Raw genomic sequence first — 21,794 nt, forward strand, 5'->3', positions numbered from 1 at the left:
GGAAGCAGGCGACGTGACCGCAGAATCTGCCCCGCAGCCGTCGACGGCGACGTCGGCCGAGAAGCTCGCGGAACTCAGGGAGAAGCTCGAGCTCGCCAAGGATCCCGGCGACGAGAAGGCCCGGGCCCGCCGCGACAAGAAGGGTATCCCGAGCGCCCGCGCGCGCATCCACGCGCTGCTGGACCCGGGCACCTTCCTGGAGATCGGCGCGCTGGCCAAGACCCCCGGGGACCCCAACGCCTTCTTCGGTGACGGCGTGGTGACCGGGCACGGCACGATCAACGGCCGCCCGGTCGGGGTGTTCTCCCACGACCAGACGGTGTTCCAGGGGTCGGTCGGCGAGATGTTCGGCCGCAAGGTGGCCCGGCTGATGGAGTGGGTGGCCATGGTCGGCTGCCCGATCATCGGCATCAACGACTCGGCCGGCGCCCGCATCCAGGACACCGCGACGTCGCTGGCGTGGTACGCCGAGCTGGGCCGGCGCCACGAGTTGCTGCGCGGCCTGGTGCCCGAGATCTCGCTGATCTTCGGCAAGTGCGCCGGCGGTGCGGTGTACTCGCCGATCCAGACCGACCTGGTGGTCGCCGTGCGCGATCAGGGCTACATGTTCGTCACCGGCCCCGACGTCATCAAGGACGTCACCGGCGAGGACGTCAGCCTCGACGAACTCGGCGGCGCCGACGCGCAGGCCCGCTACGGCAACATCCATCAGGTGGTGGAGTCCGAGGCGGCGGCCTACCAGTACGTCCGCGATTACCTGCAGTTCCTGCCCGCCAACACCTTTGACGATCCGCCGACCATCAACCCGGGGCTGGAACCCGAGATCACGCCGCACGACCTCGAGCTGGACAGCATCGTTCCGGACTCGGACAACATGGCCTACGACATGATGGAAATCCTGCTGCGGATGTTCGACGACGGCGACGTGTTCCAGGTCGCCGAGCAGGGCGGGCCGGCGATGATCACCGCGTTCGCGCGGGTCGACGGGCGTCCCGTCGGCGTGATCGCCAACCAGCCGATGCACATGTCCGGCGCCATCGACAACGAGGCCTCCGACAAGGCCGCGCGGTTCGTCCGGTTCTGCGACTCCTACAACCTGCCGCTGGTGTTCGTCGTGGACACCCCGGGCTTCATGCCGGGGGTGGAGCAGGAGAAGAACGGCATCATCAAGCGCGGCGGCCGGTTCCTCAACGCCGTCGTCGAGGCCGACGTGCCCAAGGTGACGTTCACCATCCGCAAGTCCTACGGCGGCGCGCACGCGGTGATGGGCTCCAAGCAGCTCTCGGCGGATCTGAACTTCGCCTGGCCGACGGCGCGCATCGCGGTGATCGGCGCCGAGGGTGCCGCGCAGCTGCTGGTCAAGCGGTTCCCGGATCCCACCGCCCCCGAGGTGCAGCAGATCCGCAAGGAGTTCATCGAGGGTTACAACCAGGGCATGGCGGTGCCGTGGATCGCGGCCGAGCGCGGCTACATCGACGGCGTCATCGAGCCGCACGAGACCCGGCTGCTGCTGCGCAAGTCGCTGCAGTTGCTGCGGGACAAGCAGATCCAGGGCCGCGTGCAGCGCAAGCACGGTCTGCTCCCCATCTAAATGCCCCGCTTGCGTGCTGGGGTCCCCTCCGCGAGCTGGGGTCTCCCCCCGCGAGGGTGCGCGTCCGCGGCCGACACGCCGCGCCGATCCCGTAGTTTGCGCACCTTCGCGCGGCTGAGAAGGTTGGATTGAGGTTATGGCCGACCAATACATCGGGCTCAGTGTGAACCCGCCCCGGGGCGATCAACGGCTCGATCTGCGCGACCTGTACGTGTTTCCGTCGCCGTCCGATCCCGCCAACACGGTGCTGATCCTGACCGCCAACACCAACGGCGAGTCGTTGCACCCCGACGCGATCTACCGGATCAACGTCGACAACGACGGCGACCTGCGCACTGACATCGCATTCAGCTTCGTCTTCGCCGAACCGAAGGACGGGGTGCAGACTTTCGATCTCTACCTCGCCGTCGACCGTGACGCCGAGGAACCCCAGGCGGTCGGCTCGCGGCTGTTCTCCGGCGTCGAGTTGTGCCGCGGACCGGAGGCCAAGGTGCTGCGGTCCGGCAGTTTCACGGTGTTCTGCGGGATCCGCAGCGATCCGCTGTTCTGCGACGTCGAGGGCGTCAAGAACCTGCTCGGCATCGCCGGCACCCAGGGGAACCCCGAAAGGCCTTGGACCGGAGTGGATTCCAACGCCACCACCAACGTCATCGCGATGGCCGTCGAGATGCCGACCAGTGCCATCGGCGCCGAACCGGACATTCGGGTGTGGGGTCGCTGCACCATCCGCGAGGACGGCGAGTGGAAGCACATCGACCGGGTAGGGCACCCCGCGATCCGCGGCTTCCTCACCGACGACGAGACCCGCGCGGCCTACTACGCCACCAACCCGATCCAGGACCGGGCCCGCTGGATCGGCCTGTTCATCGCGCGGATGGGCGAAACCGGTGGTTACAACCGCGCCGAGGCGATCGCGGCCATCGACCGCGAGGGCACCCTGCCCGACATGCTGACCTACCGTCCGTCGCGGCCGGCGAAGTACCCCAACGGCCGCACCTTCACCGATGACGTCATCGACTACCGGTTGAATTTCCTGACCAAGGGCGAGAGCCAGGCCCCGGGGTTGACGCCGCATACCGACACCCTCGACGAATTCCCGTACCTGGGTCCGCCGCACTAGATCCGGCTCAGATCGGGTCGAGGTCCAGCCAGTCGTCCACCCGGAACCGGTCGCCGCGCGCGACGATCCGGGCACCGCCGCGCCCGGGATAGTGCGTGGGGACGACGGCGGCCCGCCGCCGCGCGGCCTCGGTGAAGATCCGTCTGCGGGTGACGACGGCCTCCTCGGGGTCGACGTCGAAGGCGCACACGTCGCCGGGCCGCGGGATCTGGACGGGACAGTGGGTCAGATCGCCAACGAAGACCGCGGGCACCCCGGCGTCCAGCCACACCACCGAAGAACCCGGCGTGTGCCCGGAAGCCGTTCGCAGCCACAGTGATTCGCTGATCTGGTAATTGTCGTCCCAGAGCTGGATCTGGTGGGCCACCGGGTCGATGCTGTCGGCGAACAGCAGGCGCGCACCGTCGTCGTGGCCGGGGCCGTCCGGTCCGAAATGGCGGTGGTCGGCGTCGTGCATCAGGTAGCGCGCGTTGGGGAACGTCGGCACCCAGGCTCCGTCGACCTGCGTCGTGTTCCAGCCCACGTGATCGGTGTGCAAATGGGTGTTGACGACGACGTCGACGTCGGCCGGGTCGACGCCGGCCCGCTCCAATGCGGCCGGGAAGTCGCTGGACAGATGTGACAGCGTGGGCAGGTGGGGCCGGTCGCGGTCGTTGCCGATGCCGGTGTCGATCAGCACGGTCAGGCCGTCTACCTCGACGATCCAGGTCTGGATGGCCAGGCGCAGCAGCGCAGTCTGCGGATCGTAGAAGTCGGGCACCAGCAGGTCGGCGTTGGCAGACCAGGCCTCATTGGGGGTGGCGGGAAATAGCACGGTGCCGGCGTCGAACTGATGCTCGACGACGCGGGTCAGCATGGCTCTGCCCAGTTTGATGCGGCCGTTCATGTCCTCGACCGTACGGTGTGGGCCACCGAACTAGTTGCTACTTCCGCCCACCTCGGCGGGCAGCGGGTCGCTCGGCGGCGCCGCGGTGGTCGGTGCACTGGCGGCCGCACCGGCCGTGTGGAAGTCGGTCCACGGCTCCTCCCGGAGCACCCGGTCGCCCTCGCTGATGATCAACGACTTCGCCGCCACGGTGTACTCGATGCCGTAGTTCTCGGCGATGAACGCGCCGTCATCGGCGAGCTTGGCGGGCAGAATCATCTTGGCGCCGTCGCGCAGCCGCACGCCCCGATACTGGTACTCACCCTTGGCCGACTTGCACACGGCCACTCGGGATTTGTCCGTGCTGCCGAACTCCACCACGGTGCTCGGCGCGGCGCAGCGCGCGGTGGAATCGACGTAGCCCTGGGCGTCGGTGGCGGGTGCGGCCGCGACCGTCGGCGCGCCGATGGCAAGCAGCGCAGCGCATCCCGCGGCGGCGGCACCGAGTCGGGGGGAGAACCGGAATGCAGACATCGACGTCCACCCCACCACGTTTCCCCAGTTTGCGCGACCGTTGACGCCGAACCTCGACAGATTCGTTAGGCCACCGACATCTTGGTGATCCCCTAGGACCCGGCGATGGGTTGGTTCACCTAGTCGGGAAGCGAAGCTCGTTGCGGTACGCCGTGGGCGTGACCCCCACCCGTTGCTTGAACGTGGTAGCAAAGTGGCTCGGGCTGGAAAACCCAGCTGCCGCGCCGATTTCAGTAATCGTCAAGGTAGTGGTCGACAGCATCGTCTTGGCCTTCTCGATGCGCAGGTCCAGCACGTACTGGTAGGGCGTCGTGTTGAAGGTATGCGCGAACGCGCGACGGAACCCGGCCACCGGCATACCAGCGATTCCAGCCAGCGTGCGGAGATCGATCTCGTGGTCGAGGCCGTCGCGCAGATAGTCCAGTAGCCGCTGCTGCGCAGCCAGATCGAGTACCCGACTGGTTTGGCGTCGGACCGGCTCTTCACCGTAAAGGTCGAGGATGTGCAGGCGCAGAGCATCGGTCAAAGTCTCCCGCAGCAGCCGCGACACGACGTCGGTTCGGCCGGCTGTGCCGGCGACCCGCTCGATCATGCTCAGCAGCAGTGGGTCTCGCCGGCCGGCGACCGGGCGCAGGGTGGTGGCCCCGATCAGAGCTGGAGGCAACGTCAACACAGCGAACTCGCAGAACGCTTCCCGGGCCTCGGCAGCTGACCTCGATTCGGCGGGGATGACCCACACGTTGCTCGCGCCCGGATCGACCCGACCGTTGGGTCCGCGGTCGAACACGACCTCCTTGGAGTTCGCGGTGCCGCGGCGCCACACCCGCACCTCATGCTCCGGCCCAAAGACGGACCAGGTGGTCGGTCCAGCCAACGCATGGGTGATGAATCGAACGTTGATCCCGGTCTTCGCGGAGCCCAGGCTCAGGCGCATGTCGCTGCGGGGCGCCAGCGAGTGAACCGCCGGACTCGGGCGGCCCCGGCCGGCAGCAGCCGATCCGTCAGCGTGCTCTGCTAACACCGGGACATCCTATCGTCGGCACGTCGGGCACAGCATCGATACCAAACGTGACCTGACCGGGTTCAGGGGTGGCCGCCCGGGCACGGTGCCTATTCGTGCAGCATCAGTTTCCGTGGCACGTCGGATCGTCACAGAAAATGGATGAGCCCGTTGCTTCGAGTATCGGTGCGAGCAGGGAGAACTCGGTGTAGTTGTCCTCTCCCTCGGGGGAGCCCCGCAAGATTCCGACGGCGGCGACTTCGTCGTTGCCGAGTTTCACGTACGCGGGTGAGCCAGAATCTCCCGAGGCGGAATACAATTCGGCTTCCACAGTGAGGTGGTCGTGTCCGGAAACCTTGCCGCAGGTTTCGCCGCTGACGAATCCGAACTTGCATAGAGTCACGTTGTTGTTCAACAGATACTCGTGATCGAGCACCTTGGTCACCCGGTACACCCCAGCGATCCTGGCGTTTCCTTCCGCCGATTCAGCCAGCGCCGGGTCGATTTCGATCACCGCGAAGTCCGACCACCCGTCCGAACCGGTCTCCACGACCTTGTCCGGCGTGAGGGCGGTCTGGACCGTCGTGAAACGGCCAAGCTCAACGGCATCGTCCTCATCGCCAGTTCGGGTGAAGTGCGGTGAACCGTCGCCCGGACGGGCACAGTGGCCCGCGGTGAAACCGATCGCCGCATCTGAACCATCACGCCCGAGGAATCCGAGCGTGCACTCGTACTCGTCGTTGTCGGCGTCGTCGGCAGCGATTGCCGTGCCGGGAACGAAGTCATCGAAGGACAACCAATCGTTGCTCGTTCCGGTCATCACCTGCGACATGTTCGGTTGATCAGCCGGCACAGTGGGATTCGGCCAGAACACCAACGCGACGAATGCCACCGCGATCCCCGCCGCCAGGATTGCCCCACTGGCCACGAGGCGACGCAGTATCCGTCGGCGCGGCTTCACGGGCATCGGTGCCGGGAAGCCGGGCGCGGGAACTCCCTCGGTCACGGTTCGTCGAAGCTCGGCTCGTCGTCCGAGTCGACTATTGGTCCCGGGTCCCAGGCGTCACCATCATCTGACGGTTCGGGGAACGCCGGTGCTTCCGGTGTGGGCGCATCATCCGGAAAACCCTCGTCCGGGTCGGTGTCGGGCGTGGGCGTGTCATTTGCGGGCTCGTCGTCGGGACCAGCGGTGTCGACGCCGCTGTCTGGGTCTGCTGCCCCGTGGTTGGGGTTGGTGCAGATGGTGCCTTCGCAGACGACGTAACCGGGACTGCCATCCGGGTTCTTGATGGCATCGGGGGCAACATAGCTGCCCACCGGGCAGCCGGGATCTTGGTTGCGGGCGCAGTACTCCTGGGTGCGGTTGTTACCGGTGGACCCGTCGGCGCCCATCGGTCCGCCGTCGATCGGGTTACCGTTGGCATCCCAGAAGCCCCCCGAGTTAGCTGCCCCGTGGTTGGGGTTGGTGCAGATGGTGCCTTCGCAGACGACGTAGGTGGAGCTGCCATCCGGGTTCTTGATGGCATCGGGGGCAACATAGCTGCCCACCGGGCAGCCGGGATCTTGGTTGCGGGCGCAGTACTCCTGGGTTAGGTCGTTGCCGGTGGACCCGTTAGCTCCCATCGGCCCGCCATTGACGGGTTTGCCGTTGGCATCCCAGTAACCGTCGGAGGGCGCGAGGTGGACGTTCGTGCCGTGGAAACTGCCCGTTGCGCACTTCGGGTCGCGATTCTGCGCGCAGTACTGCGCATTGGCGGTCAGCTTCGGCACCGCGCCCGGTTTGGCCGAATCATGCGGACCTCCGGCTGGGGATCCGGAGCCGCATGCCGACATCAACACCAGCGCTGCGAATCCGAGGGGGACCGTTACGAGTCTGTGCATCACTTGCCTCTCTGAATCCAGGCCGTGGTGCGGTGCGAATGTCGCTGCGCTGTCCGCACTTCGAACGGCCTCAGCCGGCCCGGGAAATCAAGCGGTCGGACAGATCATTCCTCGTGGGTCGGCTGGTCGGTGTTGTGCAGATACCACAGTCCATCGTCGTGCTGGAGGCAGTACCAGTACCGGTAGAAGTTGTCGTCGCCTACGTTGTCCAAGTGCATGTCCGGACCGTCTGAGATGCACGCCGACTCGGTCGGCCAACTCCACGGGATTCCGGTTTCGCCGTCATAGACGACCACGTCGTCGGCGAGAGCGACACCCGCGGTACCCAGCATCAGGCCGGCGCTCGCCAACCCCGCGATCAACATTCTCATTATCCCTGCCTTCCCGACAGCCAAGATTGCCCTTTGGGCGGATGACCAGAGGTGTACGCGACACCGTATCCGGAACCGGACACACTGAGCTTTCAGAAAACGTCCAGCCTTTTGAGAAACGAACCGGTCGGACTCAAATGCACCTTAAAGGCAAGTCGCGCATCAGCTAGGCGGAGCGACACCGCCGCGAGGGCTGACGGTCGGGAACTGCCGGGCTCTACGGCTTGATGCGGATCTCGCCCGGTTTCCACAGCCCGGAACGTGTCGCGCTGCCCAGGTCGATCTCGGCGGGCGTCGCGTCGACGATGGTCTCGAAGCGACGCAGCGAGCCCCAGTCCCGGCCCCAGTCCTGCGACAGGTAGGTAGCCATCACGTGCTGACGCAGCAGCAGGTCGCTGATGCCCAGCAGGCCGCCGTTGATGCCGTCCTGCCAGGTGTCGGTGTCCAGCCGCTTGGCGTTGTAGTCCGGGGTGATCCGGTAGTTCGGCACCTCGGTGACGCCGTTGGCGTGCAGCATCGGCTGCTGGCACGGGAAGGCCAGGCCCACGGCCCAGTCCATCAGCACCGGCTGCTCGGAACCGACGTACTCCTGGATGGAGCGCAGTTCGGGCACCCGCGGGGGTGTCACGGCGATCCAGTCGCCCGGGGTCAACGACGCGTCGTCGGCGACTACCCGGACAAACGTTGCGTCCGACGGGATCTGGGCGCGCGGGAAGCGCAGGTTGCGCCACGACGGCGCCGGGCCCAGGTCGTAGGGCACCAGCCGGCCCAGCGCCTCGGGGGCGCCGTCGGGTCCGGGGCGGCCGTACTCGAGTTCGACGGTCTGACCCTCGGTGCGGCCGTTGAAGACGCTGTTGCCGGTGATGGTGCCCGCGGCGGTGATGACCACCAGCGGATGGCCGTCGTCCTCGGGCGGCAGCTCGTACCAGGCCGAGGCCAGCGTGCTGGGCTGCTGCGGCCCGGTCACGTAGCTCCCGGCCAGCGGCACCCGCGCGGGGTCCAGCCCGTAGGGCAGCGGCACCGTGGAGCCGTTGACGCCGGGGGTCTCGAGTTCCTCCGGGGCGTCCCAGTCGTAGTCGGAGCCGGGCACCACCCGGTTGAGCCGAATCGCCTCGGCGACAATGTGTTCGGGCACACCGTTGGCGGTGAAGCCGACCGGGCGCTCGCCGCCGAGCGCGCCGAGGGCGCCGAACGGGCCGCCGACGGGTGTCAGGAAACCGTCGCCTGCGTCCGGTTCCACCAGCACGTCGTCGGCCAGGCCGCAGCCGCCGGTGAAGGCGCGTAGGTTGGCCCACGCGTTCGAGTACGTCGGGTACTGCCGGACCACGCCGACCAGCATCGAGGCGATGAACACCACGACCATGAACCCCGCGGCCACCGGGATCGGCGCCGCGGTGACGGCCCGGGCCAACCGGCCCTCACCGCGGTCGCGCGGCGCGAAATGCAGCCACGCGGTGTAGACCGCCGAGATGGCGAACAGCACGAAAAACATGGTGCTGACGGTGATCCCGGCGATGGCGGGTTTGTCGTTGTTGAACGGTACGCCGAAGCTCGACACGTACCACCAGCCGTTGGTGGTCGACCAGCACAGCGCCATCACGAACAGCAGCGCGGTGACGAACGCCATCCGGTTGCGCGACCAGCGCAGCACGGTGCGCGACACCAGCACGGTGGCCAGCGCGGCCACCGCGGCGCCCACCGCGGCGAACAGGCCGAAGTGGTGCACCCACTTGGTGGGGGTGAACATCAGCACGAACATGGTGGCGAAGATGACGCCCATCAGCCGCCAGGCCGGCCCGCGGGCCACGCCGGAGATCCGCTTGCGGCGCAACATGATGAACATCGCCGCGAACAGCGACAGCGCGGTGATCAGGAACCCGAACCGGCGCGACAGCGAGCCGTCCACCGTCGGCAAGATCAGGTAGTAGTAGCGCAGGTTCTCGGTGTACCACTCCTGGCTCGGACCGATCGCGGTGCGGATCCGGGTGGCCTCCAACACCGTGGCGAAGGTCTGATCGGCGAAGACCACCGTCAGCACCACGGTGCCCGCGGCCAGCAGCGGCAGCAGCAGCGGCCACAGGCCGACCACGCGGCGACGCCGGGCCACGATGCGCAGGATGGGTCGGCCACCGGCGATCAGCGCGGCCACCGCGATCAGCCCGGTGGGCTGGATGCCGAGGGTGAAGGCGGCGGTGATGATCGCCAGCGCCGCGGGGGTGAGCCGGCCGGAGGTGATCGCGCGTTCGATCAGCACGTAGGTGATCAGCGCGCCGACGGCGATCTGGCCCTCGGGGCGCAGGCCGTTGTTGAACGGCATCCACGCGGCGAGCAGGACCATGCCCGCCGCCCACAGCGCCGGGCGACTCGCGACCACGGCCGGGCCGAACCGGGGCAGTACCTCGCGGGACAGCAGCAGCCAGCAGACCAGTGCGGCAACCAGATCCGGCAGCCGCATCCAGATGCTCGCCGTGCTGACATGGGTCATCAGCGCCAGCACGTTGTAGTACCAGCCGAACGGGTCCTCGGGGCTGCCGAACCAGCGGAAGTAGTTCGACATGTAGCCGGCGTGGTCGGCGACGCGCGCCATGCCCAGGATGTAGCCGTCGTCCGAGGAATTGGCGCCGATGACGTACCAGATCAGGAACGCCGAGATCACTGCCGCGTCGACCGCGGTGAAGGTGCGCCAGCGGCCCGGGATCAGCCGCCGCATGCGCCGCCCGTCGACGCGGTCGAGGCGCCACAGCGCCAGCACCGCGATCACGGTGGCCACGATCGCCAGCAGCATCGCCGCGAGCTTCAACGGCGTTGGGGTGCTGGAGAATCGGGTGTCGATGGTCGCCGAGAAGGACAGGCCGGGCGGGGCCGGGCCGGTGAGTTCGGTAAAGACGCCGACGATCGCCGGGCGCAGGTTCGGGTCGGCGAAGCCGGTGCGCTGCGGGCTGCCGTCGCGCTGGCTCAGGCCCACGAACTCGGCGTAGGTGCCCTCCTCCGAGGAGGTGATCTCGATGCGTTCGCAACCGGCGGCCTCGACCCGTTGGCGCGGCACGCTGGCCACCACCACGTTGCGGTCGGTGATGTCGACGCGCTGCGCGGTGACGTTGACAAACAGGCCGTTGAGTGCGGCGTCCTTACCGTCGGCCGGGGCGGTGCCGAGCACCATCGCGCCCTCGGGTGGCAGGTCCCGGATCACCTGACACGGGATGGTCGCCGTCAGCGACACTGGGGCCTGCGAGATCAGCGGCGCGGTGACGTTGCTGAATTGCCCGCCCTGCGGCCAGTTCAGCGTCGCGGTGGTCTGTACCACCGGCAGCAGGGGGGTCGCGACGGCCAGCACGAAGCCGATGAGCCCGGCGATCATCGCGACCCAGCGGGCCACGGTGACGTCCCTGGTGGTATCGCGCGCCGGCGGGGGGATGGTCTGCGTATCGCTCATGGGAGTGCCCTGATCGGTCCGGTGCGGTGCCAGCCCGAAACTCGCTGGGCGCCTGTGTCGATGACGGCGTCGGGGGCCTGTTCGGCGGACACCACGCGGTCGAAACGTTCGATGGAACCCCAGTCCCGATACCAGTCGTCGCGCAGGTACGACGGGACCGTGGCGGTGGTCAGCAGCGCCTGGATGAACAGGAACGGCCCGCCGTCCTCGGCGGACTGCCACTGGTTCGACGACGTGACGACCTGCTTGAAGTTCGGCAGGATGCGGTACTCCGGCAGTTCGGCCACGCCCAGGCGCTCGGCGAACGGCCGCTGGCAGGGGAAGTTCGCGGCGGTGGCGATGTCCATCAGCACCGGGGTCGACGAGCCCAGGAGTTCCTGCGCGGTCTGCAGGACCGGGACGCGCGGCGGGGTGAAGCCGAACCACTGGTCCTCGGACAGGTTCGGGTCATCGGCCACGATGCGCGCGACGTTGGCCTCCGGCGGCGCCCACGACAGCGGGAAACGCAGGTTGCGCCAAGCCTTTTGGGCGACGATATCGATGGGCTGCACCTCATCGAGTGCGGTGTAGCTGCCGTCGGGATTGTGCACGCCCCACTGCAACTTGAGCGACTGCCCGTAGTTGAAGCCGCCCTCCTCGTCGTAGTACCAGATGGCGCCGGCCGCGGCCACGGTCACCAGCGGCCGGTCCGGGGTGCGCGGCGGCAGCTGGTACCAGGCCGAGGTGGCTTGGGCGGCAAGGCGATTCTCGCCATAGCTGCCCAGCACCGGGGTGCGCTCCGGGTCCAGGCCGAACGGCAGGAACACCCGAGAGCCGTTGACGCCGACGGGCCCATAGCCGCCGCCGGTGCCCGCGGCGTAGCCGACGCCGACGTTCGGCTTGTTGGGGGAACCGTCGGAGTTCACCAGGCCGGGATTGGCGGTGACGGGTTCGGCGGGCTCGAGGATCTCGCTGATCCCGTTGGGGGTGAACCCGATCGGGTCCTCGCCGCCCAGCGGGCCGTACTCGCCGTAGGTCTGCCCGGGCACCGGCGTCAGCATCCCGGCGTTGGTGTCGGGTTCGACCAGCACGTCATCGGCCATGGCGCAGCTCGAGCCGGTCAGCGCGGCCAGGTTGGCCTTGCCGGTGGTGTAGACGGGGTAGCGCTGCACGAAGCCCTTGGCCATCGAGCCCACCTGCAGCAGCACCATCAGCAGCGCCACGATCAGCATCGGCGTCGAGGCCAGCACCCGGTTGCGGCGCGTGTTGGCCACCTCGGTGTGCCCTGCGTAGTCGATCCGGAAGTGCAGCCAGCCGGCCAACAGCGAGCACAGGATGGCCAGCACCAGGAACATCGTCGTCACGGGCTGTCCGGCCAGCACCGGCTGGCGGTCCCACCACGGCACCCCGTAGTTGCCGGTGTAGAACCAGCCGTTGATGCCGGAGGTGGCCCAGGCGACGACGAACAGCAGCGCGGTGACGTACAGCGCCAGGTTGCGGCGGCTGTGCAGGCCCACCCGGGAGAACGCGAACGCGGTGACGCCGCCGAGGGCCCCGGCCAGCCCGGCGAACGCGCCGAACTGCACGGCCCACTTGGTCGGGGTGAACGTCAGCAGCAGCAGACCCACCGCGGTGCTGCCGATCAGGCGCCACACCGGGCCGCTGGCCGCGCCCGGCACCTTGCCGCGCCGCAGCAGCACCGCGAGCAGCCCGAACAGGCACAGCAGCATCAGCAGCACGGCGAAGCGCCGGGTCAGCGAACCGTCGACGCTCTCCTCGACCGTCAGGAAGTAGTACCGCAGGAAGTCCTGGTACCAGGCGATGGTGGGGCCGACGACGTACTTGATGCGGGCCGACTCGGCGACCGTGGCCAGGGTCTGGTCGCGGAAGATCACCACGAAGATCAGCGACAGCGCCGCCGCCAGCGGTGCCAGCTGGGCGGCCAGGCCGTCGACGGGGCGGCGTTCGCGGACGATGCGGGCCAGCGCCCGGGCGCCGACGAGCAGCGGCGCGAGCGCGATGAGGCCCTGCGGTGCCGTCGTCACGCTGAACACCGCGACGACGATGGCCGCCGCGGCCAGCCACAGCCGGCGGGTGCCGATGGCGTTCTCCACCAGCGCCCAGGTGGCCAGCGCGCCGAACGCGATCAGCGGTTCGGGCCGCAGCCCGTTGTTGAACGGCAGCCAGGACGCCAGGAACACCGCGGCGGTGGTCCACACGGTCACCCGGTTGGCGGCCAGCGCGCGGCCCAGCCGCGGCAGCGCCCAGCGGCTCAGGATGAGCCAGGTCGCGATGCCGGCCAGGGTGGCGGGCACCCGCAGCCACACCCCGTGGGTGCTGATCGCGGCCAGTTGCGCCAGCACCGACTGATACCAGTCGAACGGGGCCTCGCTGGCGCCGAAGTAGCGGAAGTAGTTGGCGCTGTAGCCGGCCTCCCCGGAGATCCGGGCGATGGTCGCGTTGTAGCCGTCGTCCGACGACGTCGCGCCGATGACGTGCCAGACCGCCAGGGTGCCGATGACGCCGAGGTCGGCCAGCCACGTGGCCACACCCACTCGGGTCAGCCGCCGCCAGGCGTGCCGCACCGTGTGCGCCGAGCGGCGGTTGAGCCACGCCAGCGCGACGATCGAGACGATCACGCAGGCCACCCCGAGCACCATCGCGACCAGCTTGAGCGCGCTCGGCGAGCTGATGAACCGGGTGTCGATGTCCACGAAGGCCGACAGGCCCGGCTGCGGCGGCACCTGAAGTTCGGTGAACAGGCCGGCGACCTGCGGTTTCTTCTCGGGTGCCAGGGTGCCCGCGGCATTCGGCAGGCCGACGAAGTCCGCGCCCACCCCGCCGGCGTTGGCCCAGATGTTCAGGGTGCTGCAGGCGCCGGCGTCGACGTCGGCGCGGGGGGCGGCCGCCGCGACCGAGTCCCGGAACGCGACGAAGACGATGTCGGCGTTGGCCCGGACGAACAGTCCGTTGCGGCTGGCGTCGATGCCACGCTCGGGGATGGTGGAGAACACCAGGCCGCCCTCGGGCGGCAGGGAGGCCACGGCCGCGCACGGGATGGACACGTCGAGGGTCCGGGGCGCGCCGGAGACCAGCGGGGCGGTGACGTCGCTGACGAAGCCGTCCTCGCCCGGGGTCTGCGGCCAGTTGATGGTGGCGGTGGTCTGGTTGACCGGCAGTAACGGCACCAGGCCGCACAGCAGTATGCCGGCGATCCCCGCGACGACGGCGATTACGCGAGCAAGGCGGAGATCCGGCACGAGGGTCGATGGTATGCGACGGTGCTAGGAGCCCAATTGGGGCCGCGCCGAGGACGCGGGATGCGGCGGTCGTTGATCGCCAGGTTGCTGACCCGGGCGGTGATCGCAGCCGCCCCCGGGAGGAGGTCGCTCGGCATTTGCTGATGCCCTGTGACCAGCATCAACCCTCACTGCCGACATTCGTGTCGCACACCCTCGACGGGGTATCCCTCGCTTTCTGAGCGGCTAGTTGGACGCGTCCCCGACGGCAGCGAGCACATCGGCTGCTAGTGCGGCAACTGAGGCAGACACCAGGTCGGGGTCCCCGATTCCCTCTTCTGCGCGACCTGCCATGACTGATCCGAGGGCATCGGGTCCGTCCGCAAATAGAGCGGGCAGCCAATCGAGTGCCTGTCTCGTCACCGTCTCAGAAATCGGGTCGGACAGTAGACGCTGAAAACTTGCGCCGAGTGCGGCCGTGTCGGTGGTCGCCATGAGCAGGCGATAGACGTCGTGAGCGTCCTTATCGTTGAGGCGGTCGGGGTGGTCGCGCCGTTCATAGATTTTGTGGACTTTCGCAATCAGGAGTGCTGCTGGCCCAGCAACTCGGGCGTCGAAAGTTCTTGTGTCACCAGGGTCGAGCGGGGATATCGTACGGACCTCGTTGTCGACCACTGCGGCTTCCAATCCGACAGTCTTCCTCGTGGCCTTGTTGGAATGAGGTGGGATACGGGCACCGCGATGGGATCCACCGCCCCGGGACAGCGCCTCGGGCACCATCAAATCGACCGGGATGCCTGCCGGGGTTAGCCATGCCCCAGGCTGGCCGTTCACGTTCGGATAGAAGCCAGCTCGTTTCATTGCTTCTTCAAGTAGGGGTTCGTTGGGCAGCTCCCGTGGGTCCACCGCTAGGCCACTGTCCTTCGTGGCCTCCGCGACCGCAACATCTGCGTGGCCACTGTGCAGATAGATGGCCTGTGCGCCGACCACGACGATCGAATCGTGTTGGTCGTTCAGGGCTTCGAGGGCATCCAGAAGGGCCGAACGTGCTTGGACGAGAAGGTTATCCACGACGCCACACATCTTCGTTCCGCTCCATCCACGAGATGAGTTCCTCTCCCTCAGAAGGGTTTCGGCCCGGGCCCGTGAGCAGGTCTACTGCTGCTTGTTCAGCCGCGACAATGATTGCGCCCTCACGATTGGTACTTGTCCCGCTAAACACCACTTCGTATCTGGGCTCCGCAAGAAGCACATTCGCTCCTTTCTCGGCGGGCCGTAGCCCCCATTCCCTCGCCGCTTGCTCCGCATCATCGACGTAAACCATCGCCGCGCGGGCGGGAGCGTACGGTGCCCACTGTGCCGCCGCGATCGATCCGGTTATCGCATATTGCGAATACTTGGAGTTGGCAGCCTTTCTCTGTAGCGCTTCCAGGCCGCGAGGCTCTATGTAGTTGGATGTCCGGTTGTTGCGGATGAAGCTGTAGTCACGGCTCCATCGGCGTAGAAGCCTTGGCCAGTCTTGCAGGACGTAGTCGGTGCCCGTCTTCTGCACCAGCCCCTCTTCTCGAAGGAACTCCAACACCCGGTACGTTGCGCCGGTAGATGCTCCGGATGAGCTGACGAGATCGCGTGCCGACCACGGACCGCGCCCTGCTATGAGCGCCCGAACCACACGAGCGGCTGGCTCACCTGCCAGTGACCCGCGTGGCCGACCCGGGCTTCGCCAGGGATCTTTGTCGGCGCCCCGATCGCGCACATACAGCGCGGGCCGTGATGACTGGACCAGAATGTTGCCGGTGGCGTCGACGAATGACATGCCGCTTTCCGACAGTCGCTCGCGGATAGGGGGGGCGAGGTATCGGGACATGACCATGGTCTTGGTGTCGATGAGCTCGCGCTCGGCTGCCCACCGCAGTTGCTCAGAGACCTTGGGAATGTCGCGGCTGACGAGCAGCCGCTTCGCCTCCACGAGGAAACGAACCTGCTCGCCCGAAGGTGCGGTAAGCGCGAGTATCGCGTCGATCGCAGCGTCCGCCGGCGGTCGCTGAGCATCCACCCGCCAGTCGTCAGGCAGGCGATCGCGCAGCAGCTGGCTGCACCCGGTCAGGATCTCCGCATCGGAGCTCGGGGGTGTGGTGAGCGGTTTGGTCAATGTGGTCTCCTGTTCGGGTACTATATATGTTCCGGTGGTTACGGAACAAGAGATTTATCCGAACGCGGTGACGTCCTTTCCCGTTAAGCGCGAATCACCTGTGGCATGCCGCACGATAATTCGGGATATGAGCTAGTTCCGTTGTCCACGGAATGAGGCTTTAACCTGAACGATCTACCGCGGCGGGTCGCCGTGTCGGGGGGCGGGGTTGTGCCGTCGATTGAGAGGAGCGCAGCCGATGCGAGGCCGATCGAACGTGCTCTCAAACTTCCCTGGGTGTTCAGAGGCTGAACACCGGACCCCCACGTGAGAGAGAATCCCCACGAAGCGAGAGATCGACATGACCAAAAAGGATGAGGGTGTTCAGAGACTGAACACCCGGGGTCAACGGGCCGGAGCCGACGTCAGCCTGGCGCTGCTTACCCGGTGACCTGACCGGTGCCAAATCCACTTTCCTGCTCTTCTCCCGTCGTGCAGCTTGCCGTGCACCGTCCCAGCCCGCGAGTCAGGACTGGCGCAGCGGTGCAGGACTCCACAGGCCGCTGCGGGTTGCGGTGCCCAGATCGATCTCGGCGGGCTCGGCGTTCGGGTAGAACGGCAGCAATCGCTGCAACGAACCCCAGTCGCGGAACCAGTCGTCCTGCAGGTAGGTCGGCACCGTCGAGGCGCGGAACAGCAGTTCGCTCAGGCCCAGCGGCCCGCCGCCCAGGTAGTCCATCACCGGCGAGTTGGCCTCGGCGCCGAAGCGGTCCGGCAGGATGCGCCACTTGGGCACCTCGGTGACGCCGTACTGGTGGCCGAACGGCCGCTGGCACGGGAACGCCAGGCCGACGAGCCAGTCCAGGAACACCGGATCCGTCGACCCGACGACGTCCTGCAGGGACTCCAGGTCCGGGATGCGCGGCGGGGTCACCGCGATCCAGTGCGTGGGCGCCAGGTCGTCGTCGGTGGCCACCAGCCGGATCTGGGTGGCGTCGCGCGGGATGGCGCTCAGCGGGGCCCGCAGGTTGCGCCAGGCCGGCGCGGCGCCGACGTCGGCGAAACCGATCGAGCCGCCCGGTTTGCCGTCCTCGCGGGCCCACTGCACGACGACCTCGCCCGGGTCGAACCGGCCGGCCGCCGAGACCACCAGCAGCGGTCCGGCCTCGTCGCGCGGCGGCAGCTGGTACCAGGCCGAGCGCAGCACGGCGGGCTGCTGGGCGCCGGAGCGCCAGCTGCCCAGCACCGGGGTGGTCGCCGGCGCCAGCCCGAACGGCAGCCGCGCGCGGGAGCCGTTGGCGCCGGTGGTGGCGATGGTGCCGCCCTCGGTGCCCGCCTCGCCGGTGTTGTCCTCGGTGCCGCCCGTGTCGGCGAAGTTGGTGGCCGCCGGGGTGTCGGTGACCGCGTCCGGGGAGACGTCCGAGGGAATGCCGTTGGGCGAGAAGCCCGTCGCGATCACCTGGCCGAGCGCGTCGCCGATGTCGACGCCGGGGGCCGGGGTGAGCATGCCGATGTTGGGGTCCTGCTCGACCATCACGTCGTCGGCCAGCCCGCACGTCTTGCCGGTCAGGGCCTGCAGATTGGACCGGCCCACCGACCACGCCGGGTACTGCGCGGTCATGCCCAGCGTCAGCGAGAGGACCTCGAAGAACACCAGGAACCACGACGCGATGGCCAGCGGGGAGCGCAACAGCCGGCCGAACCGGTTGGGCCGCCAGGGCGCGTCGCCGTTGCTGGGCGAGGTGAACTTGAAGTGGAAGTAGGTGGCCAGCAGCAACACCAGGACCGACAGCCCCAGCAGCATGGTGGTGAAGCCGAACCGCCACTCCGGGAACTCATTCGACCAGGGCACCCCGAAGTTGGAGACGTACCACCAGCCGTTCACCGTCGCGAACGACAGCGCCACCACGAACAGCACCACGGCCCCGAAGATGGTCCGGTTGCGCCGCGACTGCATCGCGTGCGCGGTGACGGCGACCGCGGCCAGCGCGCCCAGCGAGCCGGCCAGCCCGGCGAACACGCCGAAGTGGTGCGTCCACTTGGTGGGGGTGAGCATCAGCGCCAGGAACGACACGATGGTGATGCCGATGATGCGCCGGCTCGGACCCGCGGCGGTGCCCGGAATCCGGCCCTTGCGCAACGACATTGCCACCGCGACGCCCAGGGCCAGCAGCACCGAGAGCACCGCGAAGCGCCGGGCCACCGAGCCGTCGGGGCTGGTGGTGAACAGCCGCGAGTAGCGGATGTGTTCGTCGAACCAGCTCAGGCTCGGCCCGATCGCGGACTTGAAGGTGCTGGCCTGGATCTCGGCGGCGAACGTCTGGTCGCGGAAGATCAGGATCGCGGTGACGGTGACCGCCGCGGCCAGCGGCGCCAGCAGCGCCAGTCGGCCGAACTGGCGGGAACGGCGGTGCATGATGGTGCGCAGCGGCCCGATGGCCACCAGCAGCGCGCCGATGGAGGCGACGCCGGTGGGGCCGGAGAACAGCGTCAGCGCGCCGATGATGCAGGCGACCGCGACCGGCAGCAGCCGGCTGGTGGCGACCGCGCGTTCCACCGAGCACCAGGTCAGCAGGATGCCCAGGGCGATGATCGGCTCGGGGCGCAGGCCGTTGTTCAGCGGCAGCCACACCGCCAGGAACATGCCGGCGGCGGTCCAGCTGGCCGCGGTGCTGGTCTTGACCGCGCTGCCCAGCCGCGGCAGCACCTCGCGGCTGATCAGCCACCAGCACGCCAGCGCCATCAGCAGCGTCGGCAGCCGCATCCAGATGCTGGCCGTCGAGATGTGCGACCAGATGGCGAGCAGGTCGTAGTACCAGCCGAACGGCGCCTCGGGGGTGCCGAACCAGCGGTAGTAGTTGGCCATGTAGCCGGCGTTCTCCGACACCCGCGCCATGGTCAGGATGTAGCCGTCGTCGGCGGTGTTGGCGCCCACGAAGTGCCACCACACCAGGACGGTGGCGACCAGGGCGTCCAGGCCGCTGATCGACCACCAGCGCGACGGCAGGAAACGCCGGTGCCGCACCCCGTCGGCGGTGTCGAGGATGTGCAGGGCGATCAGCGCGGCGATGGTCAGCAGGACGCCGAGGATCATCGCGACGAGCTTGAGCGTGGTGGGCGCGGTGCTGTAGCGGCTGTCGATGGTGGCCGACAGGTTCAGGCCCGGCGGCGCGGGACCGGCGAGATCGGTGAACACGCCGACGATCTGGGGCCGGAAGTCGTAGCCGCCGCGCTCGCCGCGCAGCGGGGCCTCGGGATCGTCGGGGGTGGCGTCGGTGCCGTCGGCCTGGGTCAGGCCGACGAACTCGGCGGTGACCTTGTCGGCGTGCGCGGTGAACCGCAGTTCCTCACAGGCCGGGCTGAGGACGGCGCTCATCGGCGCAACGACCACGGGGGTGTTGCGGACGACGACGTTGAGGTTGTTGTTGGCGCGTTCGATCAGCAGGCCGCGGTCGACGGCCTTGGGGGCCTGCTTGGGCACCGTGGACAGCAGCACCGAGCGTCCGGCGTTGTCCGGGCCGTCGAGCCCGGCGGCCACCTGACACGGGACGGTGACCTCGAGGTCGGTGGCCACATACGAGATCAGCGGCGCGGTGACGCTGTCGAGTTGGCCGTTCTGCGGCCAGTTGAGTTCGGCGGTGGTCTGCTCGACGGGCAGGAACGGGGTGGCGATCGCCAGCAGCGCGCCCAGCAATCCCGCGACGATGGCGACAGCACGGGCCGTGCGGTATCGAGGCGCCGTGTCATCCACGGACCTAGATGGTAATGCGCCCGGTCCCGGCGATTGCACGGTCATCAGGGCTGATTCCGGATCGCCAGCACGAACGGCCCGAAGGTCTGCACGTCGAAGTAGGGCTCGTCGAACAGTGCGGACCCCAACTCGACGGTGTAGCGGCGCACATTCGGCTGGTTGGGGTAGACGTCCTCGGCCAGTCGCAGCGTGTAGGCGTCGCCGGCGCCGCGGCGCATCAGGAACACCTCCGGGGCCCGCCAGGGCAACGCGTCCAGCGTTGCCGCGAACTCCTCGGCGGACTCCAGGTCGGCCCACTGTTCAATGGCGGCGGCGCGCTGGTCGAACTGCGCCAGCGGGTTGGCGTAGTGCGAGGTCAGGCCCTGGAACCCGAGGTAGGGGTAGTAGGCCAGGAAGCTGTAGTCGGCGGTCAGCACCACGGTCTCGTCGCGCGGCTTACCCGTCGCGGCGCGGATGGCCTCGTCGATCTCGGCGTAGTACTTCTCCGAGCCAGGGGGTCGGAGGTCGCCGCGCTGGCCGTCGCCGTCGGTGTCGGTGTAGGCCACCGCGAGGTCCGGGCGCAGCACATCGGGGATGTCCTGGCTGAACGCCATGCCGCCGGCCAGCCCGATCACCGCGGCCACGGGGATCACCGCGCGGTTCCACCGGGCCGCCGCCGCGAGTGTCACCTCGATGAAGCCGAATGCGCCGGCCGCGGCCAGCAGCGTGGTCAGCGTCGGCTGCAGGCGGAACGACAGCAGCGTGGTGCCGGCCAGCGTGGTCAGCATCGACAGCAGCGACCACAGGTAGATGGTGAGCACCCCGAGGGCCAGCGCGCCGGCCCGCACCGAGGACCGCGCCCGCACGATCAGCCACAGCGTGCCGAGCATGCACAGCGCGCCCAGCAGCGAGAACTGCAGCATCGGGAAGGTCAGCACCGCGCCGTCGGCCGGCAGATAGTGCTGCGCGCTGCCGGTGTCCGACATCGGGTCGCGCAGCGCCCGCAGCACGAACGGCAACCAGGTGATCAGCGCGATCGCGACGGCGATCACGGCGGCCACCGCCAGCCGCAGCACGGGGGTGAGACTGCGCCGCGAGATCGCCAGCACCGCGGCCATCACAGTGACGGTCAACGCCGCCAGGCCCAGCAGCAGCGTGTAGAACGTCGCGGTGACGCCCAGGAAGATCCCGACGCCGACAACGGCGGCCCAGCCGCCGCCGGACCGGGCGCGCAGCCCCGACCAGGCCAGCACCAGCACCGGTGGCAGCAGCACGGTGATGATCGCGGCGTAGGGCTCGGGGGAGGCGTAGGCCAGCGCCACCGCGGTGGTGGTGAGCGTGACGATCAGGGCGTACTCGAAGCGAATGAGCGCGGTCCACAGCGCGAACGCCAGCACCACGGCCACTGCAATCGAGGTGATGGCCCACGGCTTGTACATCTCCCAGCCGGGCATTCCGGCCAGCTCCGCCGCGCGCCCGCCGAGCCAGAACCAGCCCGGCGGGTAGAACGGCGGCAGGTCCGCGTACGTCATGTCGCGCAGCGCGGGGTTGTCGGCGAACCGGGTCAGGTACTCGGTGCGGAACTGCTGATCCACCGAGATGCCGAACAGGTACAGCTTGGTCGCACCCAGCGGCATGCCCAGGGTAGCCACCACGAACGCGGCCAAAAACACCGTGGCGCCGAGCTGCGCGAGCACCCGACGGCCGCGTCGCCACAACCAGCCGGCACCGAGAAGGGCTGCCAGGCAGACGAATTGACCGACCGTGGTCAGGGCGTGCAGCTGATTGCTGGACGGGAAGGCCGGCCACTGCACGCGGCTGATGGCGATCAGCGCGACGACGGAGACCGCCACGGCGATCGCCGCCGCCAGCACCATCCGGCCGCCCGCGCTGGCAGCGCGGAGTAGCGCTGTCTTCATG

14 protein-coding genes are annotated in these 21,794 nt (G+C 68.4%); 2 read left to right on the forward strand and 12 right to left on the reverse strand.

Translation table 11 applies throughout. The annotated features are described in order from the left end of the window. Positions 1-13 precede the first annotated feature (13 nt). Together EL338_RS00695 and EL338_RS00700 are read left to right on the forward strand one after the other, a co-directional pair. Positions 14-1,591, forward strand: a complete 1,578-nt coding sequence (locus tag EL338_RS00695) for an acyl-CoA carboxylase subunit beta (protein WP_126331992.1) — start codon at positions 14-16, stop codon at positions 1,589-1,591. A 136-nt stretch (positions 1,592-1,727) separates the two neighbouring features. Beyond that, positions 1,728-2,711, forward strand: coding sequence for a DUF4331 family protein (locus EL338_RS00700; protein WP_126331993.1), 984 nt, complete (start codon positions 1,728-1,730; stop codon positions 2,709-2,711). Between the two features lie 7 nt (positions 2,712-2,718). On the opposite strand, the gene EL338_RS00705 is transcribed toward EL338_RS00700, so the two are convergent. From EL338_RS00705 to EL338_RS00760, 12 genes are all read right to left on the reverse strand, one after another. Then, the gene (locus EL338_RS00705; RefSeq protein ID WP_126331994.1) at positions 2,719-3,597 is read right to left on the reverse strand and encodes an MBL fold metallo-hydrolase; all 879 of its coding nucleotides are present in this window, start codon (positions 3,595-3,597) and stop codon (positions 2,719-2,721) included. A 30-nt stretch (positions 3,598-3,627) separates the two neighbouring features. Then, on the reverse strand, positions 3,628-4,110 hold the full coding sequence (locus tag EL338_RS00710; protein WP_126331995.1) for a hypothetical protein: 483 nt from the start codon (positions 4,108-4,110) through the stop codon (positions 3,628-3,630). 115 nt (positions 4,111-4,225) lie between these two features. After that, positions 4,226-5,044 carry a helix-turn-helix transcriptional regulator gene (locus tag EL338_RS00715; RefSeq protein WP_126336598.1) on the reverse strand — a complete coding sequence of 273 codons (819 nt, stop codon included), beginning with the start codon at positions 5,042-5,044 and terminating at the stop codon, positions 4,226-4,228. Between the two features lie 190 nt (positions 5,045-5,234). Continuing rightward, positions 5,235-6,038, reverse strand: coding sequence for a chymotrypsin family serine protease (locus EL338_RS00720; protein WP_235666325.1), 804 nt, complete (start codon positions 6,036-6,038; stop codon positions 5,235-5,237). Between the two features lie 74 nt (positions 6,039-6,112). Next, entirely contained in the window at positions 6,113-6,991 is an 879-nt protein-coding gene (locus EL338_RS00725) for a mesocentin (protein ID WP_126336599.1), read from the reverse strand. 104 nt (positions 6,992-7,095) lie between these two features. Further along, positions 7,096-7,362: a hypothetical protein gene (locus tag EL338_RS00730; RefSeq protein WP_163791960.1), complete on the reverse strand. Its 267-nt coding sequence runs from the start codon at positions 7,360-7,362 to the stop codon at positions 7,096-7,098. A gap of 217 nt (positions 7,363-7,579) precedes the next feature. Beyond that, positions 7,580-10,795 (reverse strand): arabinosyltransferase domain-containing protein, encoded by a 3,216-nt coding sequence (locus EL338_RS00735; RefSeq protein WP_126331997.1) that lies wholly within the window; start codon positions 10,793-10,795, stop codon positions 7,580-7,582. Then, complete coding sequence (locus EL338_RS00740; RefSeq protein WP_126331998.1) at positions 10,792-14,034, reverse strand: arabinosyltransferase domain-containing protein; 3,243 nt, start codon at positions 14,032-14,034, stop codon at positions 10,792-10,794. The genes EL338_RS00735 and EL338_RS00740 overlap by 4 nt, the downstream gene beginning before the upstream one ends. Before the next feature lie 225 nt (positions 14,035-14,259). Continuing rightward, positions 14,260-15,084: a hypothetical protein gene (locus EL338_RS00745; protein ID WP_126331999.1), complete on the reverse strand. Its 825-nt coding sequence runs from the start codon at positions 15,082-15,084 to the stop codon at positions 14,260-14,262. Further along, entirely contained in the window at positions 15,077-16,165 is a 1,089-nt protein-coding gene (locus EL338_RS00750) for a helix-turn-helix domain-containing protein (protein ID WP_179967145.1), read from the reverse strand. Before EL338_RS00750 ends, EL338_RS00745 begins: the two co-directional genes overlap by 8 nt. A gap of 505 nt (positions 16,166-16,670) precedes the next feature. Next, complete coding sequence (locus tag EL338_RS00755) at positions 16,671-19,940, reverse strand: arabinosyltransferase domain-containing protein (protein WP_126332001.1); 3,270 nt, start codon at positions 19,938-19,940, stop codon at positions 16,671-16,673. Continuing rightward, entirely contained in the window at positions 19,940-21,793 is a 1,854-nt protein-coding gene (locus tag EL338_RS00760; RefSeq protein ID WP_126332002.1) for a galactan 5-O-arabinofuranosyltransferase, read from the reverse strand. The genes EL338_RS00755 and EL338_RS00760 overlap by 1 nt, the downstream gene beginning before the upstream one ends. Position 21,794: the final 1 nt, after the last annotated feature.

Source organism: Mycolicibacterium chitae (assembly GCF_900637205.1).
In the GTDB taxonomy this organism is placed as follows: domain Bacteria; phylum Actinomycetota; class Actinomycetes; order Mycobacteriales; family Mycobacteriaceae; genus Mycobacterium; species Mycobacterium chitae.

Excerpts from the sequence above, each read along its gene's own strand:
- EL338_RS00715 (WP_126336598.1), bottom strand. The coding sequence starts at position 5,044 with ATGCGCCTGAGCCTGGGCTCCGCGAAGACCGGGATCAACGTTCGATTC.
- EL338_RS00705 (WP_126331994.1), bottom strand. The coding sequence starts at position 3,597 with ATGAACGGCCGCATCAAACTGGGCAGAGCCATGCTGACCCGCGTCGTC.
- EL338_RS00735 (WP_126331997.1), bottom strand. The coding sequence starts at position 10,795 with ATGAGCGATACGCAGACCATCCCCCCGCCGGCGCGCGATACCACCAGG.
- EL338_RS00760 (WP_126332002.1), bottom strand. The coding sequence starts at position 21,793 with ATGAAGACAGCGCTACTCCGCGCTGCCAGCGCGGGCGGCCGGATGGTG.
- EL338_RS00725 (WP_126336599.1), bottom strand. The coding sequence starts at position 6,991 with ATGCACAGACTCGTAACGGTCCCCCTCGGATTCGCAGCGCTGGTGTTG.
- EL338_RS00755 (WP_126332001.1), bottom strand. The coding sequence starts at position 19,940 with ATGACCGTGCAATCGCCGGGACCGGGCGCATTACCATCTAGGTCCGTG.
- EL338_RS00730 (WP_163791960.1), bottom strand. The coding sequence starts at position 7,362 with ATGAGAATGTTGATCGCGGGGTTGGCGAGCGCCGGCCTGATGCTGGGT.
- EL338_RS00700 (WP_126331993.1), top strand. The coding sequence starts at position 1,728 with ATGGCCGACCAATACATCGGGCTCAGTGTGAACCCGCCCCGGGGCGAT.
- EL338_RS00710 (WP_126331995.1), bottom strand. The coding sequence starts at position 4,110 with ATGTCTGCATTCCGGTTCTCCCCCCGACTCGGTGCCGCCGCCGCGGGA.